The organism is Marinomonas foliarum, from assembly GCF_003337275.1.
Taxonomy (GTDB): domain Bacteria; phylum Pseudomonadota; class Gammaproteobacteria; order Pseudomonadales; family Marinomonadaceae; genus Marinomonas; species Marinomonas foliarum.
Window position 1 is genome coordinate 59,949 of sequence record NZ_QPJQ01000025.1, and the last position, 8,714, is coordinate 68,662.

At 43.2% G+C, this 8,714-nt stretch carries 7 protein-coding genes; 3 read left to right on the forward strand and 4 right to left on the reverse strand.

Going from position 1 to position 8,714, the window contains the following annotated elements; all coding sequences use genetic code 11:
- Nucleotides 1-22 precede the first annotated feature (22 nt).
- Both DFP77_RS13190 and DFP77_RS13195 read right to left on the reverse strand, forming a co-directional pair.
- Nucleotides 23-910 carry a phytanoyl-CoA dioxygenase family protein gene (locus DFP77_RS13190; RefSeq protein WP_258861162.1) on the reverse strand — a complete coding sequence of 296 codons (888 nt, stop codon included), beginning with the start codon at nt 908-910 and terminating at the stop codon, nt 23-25.
- A gap of 19 nt (nt 911-929) precedes the next feature.
- Entirely contained in the window at nt 930-2,117 is a 1,188-nt protein-coding gene (locus DFP77_RS13195) for an alpha/beta hydrolase (RefSeq protein ID WP_114412715.1), read from the reverse strand.
- Nucleotides 2,118-2,217: 100 nt separating this feature from the next.
- On the opposite strand from DFP77_RS13195, the gene DFP77_RS13200 reads away from it, so the two are divergent.
- Nucleotides 2,218-2,652 (forward strand): GNAT family N-acetyltransferase, encoded by a 435-nt coding sequence (locus DFP77_RS13200; protein ID WP_114412716.1) that lies wholly within the window; start codon nt 2,218-2,220, stop codon nt 2,650-2,652.
- Between the two features lie 139 nt (nt 2,653-2,791).
- Nucleotides 2,792-4,135 carry a GH1 family beta-glucosidase gene (locus tag DFP77_RS13205; RefSeq protein ID WP_114412717.1) on the forward strand — a complete coding sequence of 448 codons (1,344 nt, stop codon included), beginning with the start codon at nt 2,792-2,794 and terminating at the stop codon, nt 4,133-4,135.
- A 92-nt stretch (nt 4,136-4,227) separates the two neighbouring features.
- Here the strand turns inward: DFP77_RS13205 and DFP77_RS13210 are convergent, their stop codons facing one another.
- Nucleotides 4,228-5,943: an OpgD/OpgG family glucan biosynthesis protein gene (locus tag DFP77_RS13210; RefSeq protein WP_114412718.1), complete on the reverse strand. Its 1,716-nt coding sequence runs from the start codon at nt 5,941-5,943 to the stop codon at nt 4,228-4,230.
- A 219-nt stretch (nt 5,944-6,162) separates the two neighbouring features.
- Between DFP77_RS13210 and DFP77_RS13215 the strand changes: the two genes are divergently transcribed.
- On the forward strand, nt 6,163-7,398 hold the full coding sequence (locus tag DFP77_RS13215; RefSeq protein WP_114412719.1) for a uracil-xanthine permease family protein: 1,236 nt from the start codon (nt 6,163-6,165) through the stop codon (nt 7,396-7,398).
- 82 nt (nt 7,399-7,480) lie between these two features.
- On the opposite strand, the gene DFP77_RS13220 is transcribed toward DFP77_RS13215, so the two are convergent.
- Entirely contained in the window at nt 7,481-8,335 is an 855-nt protein-coding gene (locus tag DFP77_RS13220) for a CPBP family intramembrane glutamic endopeptidase (RefSeq protein WP_114412720.1), read from the reverse strand.
- Nucleotides 8,336-8,714: the final 379 nt, after the last annotated feature.

Genomic DNA, 8,714 nt, shown 5'->3' on the forward strand with positions numbered 1-8,714 from the left:
AACGCTCTCCAACTTTAATTTATCATTTCGTTTGAAACGGTATAAAAGATTGACCTTTCACCGCTTGAAGCCAGTTTAATTCAGGGTAATCACAAGTATTATCAACAGCATGAATAGAATACGCATGGCGCGACAGTTCAGAGCGATTAGCATAACTAAGGTGAGGAAACTCGCCATTCAAAACCACTAAGGAGCCTTTTGGTACTGGCATGGCCACCAGCTCGTCTTGACGCCAAGCGTGTTCTTTTAATGTCACCATTTTTGTTTCTACCGAATCAGGTGCATTACGTTCGAAACGCTTTAATAATCCTTGACGATGGCCTTTGGGCACACCCCAAAGACAACCATTTTCAAGTGTCGCGTCTTCAATGGCAAACCACAAGCCGATAACACTCATTGGCGTAGTGTATAGAAAGGTGCTGTCTTGATGACAATTTACCTCTCCACCAATACCTGGTTGCTTAAAAATATACATAGATTGCGCAGCCCGTGGCTCAACCATCCCCAGCTGCCGTAACAATTGCCCCCATACACAGGACAACGAAAAATCTTTAAACACATCATCTTGAAAATGAAGACTGTGCCCTACTTTGTTAATAGACAGCTCAAGGGGTTGTTTAAGACTACCAACCTCATCAAACGCCTCTTCTTCAAAGAAGAAAGACACCTTATTAGCCGACTCCATGAAATAACTGTCGGTATAGCGAGACTGCTCGTTAGTTGTGAAAATAGAGCGTACAGAGTCCGGCTCGAAAGATGCCATAAGCTCTAACATCCGCGCTTTAAGCGCATCACAAACAGCCTCCGGAATAATCGACTCCAGCACCAAATAGCCATCATTATGGTACTGCTCTATTTGCGATTGCGTGATATCAACCGCAGGAAGACTAAGCCCTATATTTTCTGACATGCACTCTCTCTATCTATATTCACTTTGCGTTAGCCTTAATGAAAAAGGCGACTTCCTGCATCAATGAATTGAAGTTTGGATTCCAAGACACTCGCGCCGCATGAGGGCTATTTTTCGTTAAGGCTGAAGACTTTTCACCAAACCAATTTTCACCATCTGTTCGACACGTTTGATACAAGGACTCATCCGCTTGGTACCAACCGCAAATTCTATATTCACCTGCAGCTCCATAATAGGGGTTTTCTGGGTTGCCATGAACAGCCATATGCGCCAGACCTAATATCCTGTCCTCTGGCCAATTGGTATTGTAAACCTTAATTCGGTCTGTATTGGCGCTCATTTGATCTTTGCTATACAGCACCATCTGGCTTTTTGGCCCAACCATGCCTGCATTAAACACTTTTTCTGATACAGAGGAATCGACTGTCTGGTCATCTTCCGATAAAGCGATGAATACTGGTAATGTTTTCGGATTTTTAAGAATTAAGTGTCGCACTTCTTTCGACAGTTTATATACTTCAGCGATTGCTGGAACAGGAATAGACGCGTACTTAGCAAAGTCGTCGCTTGGGTAATTATCCAACCAATCTTTAAACATCGCCAACCAAGGTGACAGCCAATCAATGCTGCTGTTCACTTTAAAAACAGGCGAAAACAAAATAGCACCAGCGACACTATCTGAATGCTGCCAGGCATACTCTGCAGCTAATGCACCACCAGTAGAGAAGCCCCCAACATACATCACATCAACTTCTTTACTGAATTTATCCGCTGCATTTCGGAACGTCACGCGCCATTCATTTCGGGAAACATGCAATAGATCATCAGCCTTTGTGCCATGACCAGGCAATAAAACCACTCTTACATGATAGCAAGACGCTTGCAGTGCCACTGCTGGGTCTCGCATCGAAAAAGGAGAATCAGATAAACCGTGCGATAGCAACACGCCAATACGCGCTCGGCCGGTACATGTCTGCGCATCAGGCAATAATTCAAAAGGCAAAACAGCAGACAACTCTCTAGCTTTGTTATCAGCATTAACCCATAACTTCCGCTCGTTAACATATTGCTCTGCTCGAGCGACGTATTGATCAAAAGGTTCGCCTGGCTCATAGATGAATTCAGCTTGCTCTTGCGCCGCATTGACGGCTTCTGATATAGGTAAAAGCAATACAAAAACACACCACAACGCTATTTTCTGCCGCACAATAAATCCTCTCGCTGTAAGTAATTCAATCTAAATAACATCCTAGGAGCTCCCTGACCATGTTATTATTAAACACTTCCCTTGTACTACGCACTCCATCATGAAACCACCTTACCCTAACGCAGAACAAGTTCCTTCACTTTGGTTCCCCTTGGTAAAAAAGTTTTATCAAGCACACTACCCAAGCGGAAAACCAAATAAAGCAGACCCGATTTGGGTTATAAAAGACAAAGGCGTCATTCTGTGCGCAGTCAGGCTCAAACGTATTGCCGACAATCAACTACTCACAAGCATGATAACAGACCCTAATTTCCGCAAGCTTGGGCTAGGTAGCCACCTCATCAGCAGCATACACCCAGCACTGAATGAAATGCCCACCTATTGCTTTGCCTTGACTCATCTAGTGCCCTTTTATATTGCCAATCATTTTACGACCATATCGGTAAAAATGTTACCTGAAGAATTATCAAGCCGCTTTCGCACTTATACTGCACAAGGTCGAAAACTTACGCCAATGTGTTACATCCGCAGTTAAAATGCTCTTAAAATGCACTTAAAACCTCTTAAATTACTAAAACTATGATGCCTTTATTGACGCTTTTCAGCTTCCTCCAGTACCTTTGATCACCTTACATATCTTTGTGAAGACAATAAATAAAAAGACTGAGGACATCATGTCAATCACCTTACCATCCAACTCGAAAATGCTTAGCTCTGATTTTATCTTTGGCGTGGCGACTGCCTCCTTTCAGATTGAGGGCGCGACAACAGCCGACAATCGTCTAACTTCTATTTGGGACACTTTCTGTGCAACACCCGGAAAAGTAAAAGGCGCAGATAACGGTGAAATAGCATGCGACCATTACCATCTATGGGAACAAGACATCCAATTGATTAAAGATCTCGGTGTAGATGCCTATAGACTGTCTATTGCATGGCCTCGCGTCATGGACCAAAACGGTGAAGCCAACCAAGCTGGACTAGATTTTTACCGCGCCCTACTGACAAAACTTAAAGCGGAAGGTCTTAACGTATTTGTTACTCTTTATCATTGGGACCTACCTCAATACCTCGAAGACAAAGGCGGCTGGCTAAACAGAGAAACAGCGTACCAATTCAAACGATATGCCGACTTAGTCACATCAGAGTTATCTGAATGGGTCGATAGCTGGGCGACCTTCAACGAACCTTTCTGTGCGGCAATATTAGGTTATGAACTTGGCATACATGCGCCAGGTCTAAGCAAGCCAGAATACGGCAGACAAGCCGCACACCATATTTTACTTGCTCATGGCTTAGCTCTCCCAGTGATTCGTAAAAATGCACCTAAGTCACAGGTGGGCATCGTACTCAACATGAATCGATCTTATGCTGCCAGCGAAAAAGCCGAAGACCAGTTTGCTTGCTTGATGCGCGAAACGTTAGACAATCAGTTTTTCATTGAGCCATTAATGAAAGGCCAGTACCCGCAGATCCTCAAAACCGTTGCGCCGCAATATTTGCCTAACGTGTTACCAGGCGATATGGAGATAATTTCTCAACCAATGGACTTCTTGGGCATGAATTTCTACACCTGTAATCATAATGCCTTCGACTCAGAAAACATGTTTAAAGATGTGAAAAACAGCAAAACCGTTGAATATACCGATATTGGCTGGGAAGTTGCTCCACACGCCTTTACCGAGCTGTTAGTAAACCTTCACAAACAATATACCCTACCGCCAATGTACATTACCGAAAACGGTATCGCCTGCGCCGATAATATTATTGATGGGGACATCAATGACGATCAACGCGTGCGTTATTTGAACGGCCATTTAAATGCCGTACATCAAGCGATTGAAGCGGGAGTGGATATTCGGGGGTATTTTGCTTGGAGCTTAATGGATAATTTTGAATGGGCCGAGGGTTACAGCAAACGCTTTGGTTTAACTTACGTCGACTATCAAACTCAAGAAAGAACCATTAAACGCAGCGGATATGCCTACCGTGACTTTTTAAATAATCGCAAAAGCTAAATTATTTAGACGCAATTATTGAGCAACTAAAAATGCCCGATGCATAACATCGGGCATTTTTATTGGTAAAACAAACAGGTGCCTTTAAAAAGTTACTTCAAATGGCCTGCATTGTGAAGCTCTCTGTCTTTTTCTGCTGGCGGCGTCCACTGATACTGCCACGTCTCAGTCAGCGGCTGACCATTCGCTTCTAGATAAACACGAAGATTAATCGGCTTAGTGGCATTCTTTCCATTTGGTGGGACTAAATCGAACATCGCGCGATAGCCATCAATAGAATGAAGTGGTCGCGCCGATTCAATTTCCACTCGTCCGTCTGAAGAGGTAATCACTGCTTTCACTTTAGTATCATTGCCTAGCATAGCTAAAGAACCGCCAGCAAAATCAACAACAAAACGCTTGCTGTAATAATCACGCTTCTTACCAATCACACCACCAATACCAGTAAAGGTATCAACGACTCTTGCGCGATTAGATTGAACGGGGGGGTGGCTTCCCCAGTACATGTTATAGCTATAAAGCAACTCTTGGCCTGCTTCAACTGGAGTATCTGGATTCCAGAAAGCCACAATGTTATCGAAGGTTTCATCTAAAGTTGGAATCTCTACCAACTGAACAGAACCTTTACCCCAATTACCGATTGGCTCAATCCATAGGCTAGGACGCTTTTCATAGAAGACACCATCGTCTTGGTAGTGATCAAAGTTACGGTCACGCTGCAGTAAACCAAACCCTTTTGGGTTTTCATCACTATAAGCATTGAACTGCAAATTGGCAGGGTTAGTTAGTGGACGCCAAATCCATTCACCATTACCTGTTTGCATAGCAAGTCCATCAGAATCATGAATCTCGGCACGCCAATCATAATTTGTACGACGGTCATTTTCCCCAATCATAAACATACTGGTCATTGGCGCGACCCCCAAACGCTCAACAGATTTGCGTGGGTAAATAGCAGAATCCACTTTCATTTTGAACGGTTCGCCTGGAGACATATCAAAGCGATAAGCACCTGTAACACTTGGAGAATCCATTAACGCGTAAACAGTTACTACATCAGAACCTGGTGCAGGCTTCTGTAGCCAAAAATCTGTAAATACAGGGAACTCTTCTGGATGCGGCATTGCTGTATCAATTGCCAAGCCACGAGCAGACAGACCATACTGCATTTCACTACCCACTGCTCGGAAGTAGCTCGCCCCTAAGAAGGCAACAACATCACGCTGCCAATCTGTCGAAAACTGCATTCTAAAGCCAGCGAAACCAAGATCTTTAGGAAGATCTTCACCTTTTACTTTAGACTTACCGTAAGTAAATTCAGAAGGCATATAAGGAATCGGGGTAGATTTACCATTCTCCAACTCACTCATATGAATTGGCGTATCAAAACCTAAACCAAGATGGAAAAGCCCTGTACGGAACTCCGATTTTTCATCATTCCATAATGCAGCGTCTTTATTAAATTGGATTTCTTGATAATCATCCCAGTCCAAGCCTTTTAAGCTCTCTGGCATTTCACCTTGATGACTTTCATAAGGCTTAGTCGCCAATTGGCGCGCGTACCCTTTTAACCAAGCATAGCTAAATACTTCACCCTCCTCAGGTTGAGCCGCAGAAGACGCGGATGTCATTTCAGATGACGGAGCGGCACACGCAGTAAGACTGAACAACACACCAACTGCCAATAAGGAACGACTTGCTAAGCGCTGTAAATTACTAGATACATTTGTTTTTCGGGATTTTCGCAAAACCTGCGACCCGACCAAGTTTGAACCCTTCATGGGTTCTGAAAAACAATGATGAAGCATATTATCGACTCTATTAGTTATGGACAATTGAGTCCTATATTATCGAATAACAATGTCAACTAGTGTTCAGATAGAGTAAACATTTAAGATTTATACAGACAATATCCGCCTCTAGCTTAGTTTTTTTGTCCATTAGAGCCGCTAAAAGAGCAAAGTCTGGCGCTTGAATACGGTTCTCTATAAAATTCCGTCTACTAACAATCTAATAGGAACAACAATATGAAAAATGCCATTGTCGGCATTCAAATGCTATTTGTTGCATTTGGCGCTTTGGTACTCGTACCTCTATTGACAGGGCTTGACCCTAGCGTTGCTCTCTTTGGCGCTGGTGTCGGTACACTTTTATTTCAATTCATGACGCGCCGCACTGTGCCAATTTTCCTCGCCTCTTCTTTTGCCTTTATCGCGCCAATTATGTTTGGCGTTCAAACATGGGGCATTCCTGCCACGATGGGCGGATTAATGGCAGCAGGACTTGTTTACGTCATCTTGGGTGGCATCATTCGACTAAAAGGCGCTGGTTTCATCCATACGCTATTACCGCCTGTCGTCATAGGTCCAATAATCATGGTGATCGGCCTAGGGCTTGCACCCGTTGCTGTCAATATGGCTCTCGGGAAAGCTGGCGACGTTCAGGCAATTGATGCCGATATTTCGATCATCATCGCGCTCACTTCTTTACTGACAACCATCTTGATCAGCGTGTTCGCAAAGGGCTTATTTAAGCTTCTGCCTGTACTTGGTGGCATCTTTGTAGGCTATATATTGAGTTTATTCTTTGGCATCGTTAATTTTGAAGCGGTATACAGTGCTGCTTGGTTTGCTATGCCTAACTTCACAGCACCAGAATTCAATGTCAATGCCATCTTGTTCATGTTGCCTGTTGCTATCGCCCCTGCCGTCGAGCACGTAGGCGATATTCTTTCTATCTCCAATGTCACCGGCAAGGACTATCTTAAGAAGCCAGGCTTACACCGAACTATTGCTGGCGATGGTGTCGCAACGATGGCAGCCGCTATGGTCGGCGCACCACCAAATACAACTTACAGTGAAGTTACAGGTGCCGTTATGCTGACTAAAGCATTTAACCCTGTCATCATGACTTGGGCTGCCATCGCAGCCATAACACTCGCTTGGGTTGGAAAATTAGGTGCCGCCTTACAAACCATTCCTCTGCCTGTAATGGGCGGCATTATGATTCTCTTGTTTGGATCTATTGCTGCGGTAGGCTTGAATACTCTAATCAAAAACCAAGTTGATCTTCATAAATCTCGTAATCTAATCATCGTCGGTGTCACACTGGTATTTGGTATCGGCGGCATGGCGTTTGGTATTGGTGAATTTAGCCTCCAAGGTATAAGCCTATGCGGTATTGTGGCGATCACGCTTAACCTCATCCTACCAAAAGACATCGGCGACAATCATATTGTTGATAACGCACAGATGGAAGAATAACTCTAGATAATAGAAGCAGTTCAAACTAAAACGGCCCCTCATAGGGACCGTTTTTTTTGTAAAAAAACCACATCGATATTTGTTAAGCCAGCATAGGATAAGTGAATAAAAATAAGTGCAGAGCATTTACTATAAAGTGGCATAGAATAGACAACTCGATTCGATTAGTCAGATAATACAGATAGCCATAACCTAAACCAGCAACCCCCGCTACAATGACATATTCAATACCACCTCCAACATGGGCAATACCAAAAAGCAAAGCAGGAACAATAGGAATAACAAACATGTATGACTTCCCTTTCAACCAATTTGATAGTTCTCTTTGCATAAAACCACGAAAGAAAGCCTCCTCGGCCACACAAGTAAATAACAAATTAATAACAAGGAAAGCCAACCAGAAGCTAGGCAACTTAACATCAATATGAATCAAACCGAGCAGCGTAGCCAACCCCAGAGCCAAGCATGGCGTAGCAAAGAATATTACTAGTGCGCCCTTAGATTTCTGCAACGCCTTAAAGTAACTTACATTAGCCTGCCCTCTAAAGAAGTAGACTATCAAGAACAAGCCAACCAAACCTTTGTCAAAGTTTGCATACAAACTAAAAGGTATTCCGTCTCTACTCACTGACTCCTCAATCACCACCGCATTGTTATTGAAACCTGGCAATAGATGTGTTGCTAGAGCAAGGGAAAACACTCCAAAAATCCCTACAACCACTCTGCGAAGCCAAACCACACGTAGCAACAATGAAGCGAATAACAATCCTGAATAAACAAAGATCACCGCTACCCCTTGGATACTCAGAACACCCTCTATAAATCCAACAAGCACGGCAATTAGGAAAGACATACCCCATAAAGGAATCTTTATAATTGAAAATTTTAATGGCGCAAAAACCAATAAAATAGATAAACCAAGTAAATAAAATGCCATGACAACCTCAGCAGAAGACCAATTAATAAATACCAGAAGATGACCTACTTTCGCCCCCTTCCTTTGGCTTCCCGCCTTCGCTGAAATAACAGTAGCGATATGTCATTGCGACATTCCCTTCTTAGAAACTACAAACTTTCATTTGCTAGCGACAATTTTTCAACTCGTCTTTTCATCAAATTAAAAGCCTGACAGCATTAGTGACCAGATAATGCTTAATTAAAAGAAGATTGAAAAGTATTAACGTTGGATTCACGCTGACGCGTTGAGTTTGCATTTCCTTAAGACGAAAAAAAGCCCTGACAGCATAGCTATCAGGGCCTTGTTAATATAAAGCTTGATGATACTTCCCCTATTGCGGGACGATCTACTCTTACAT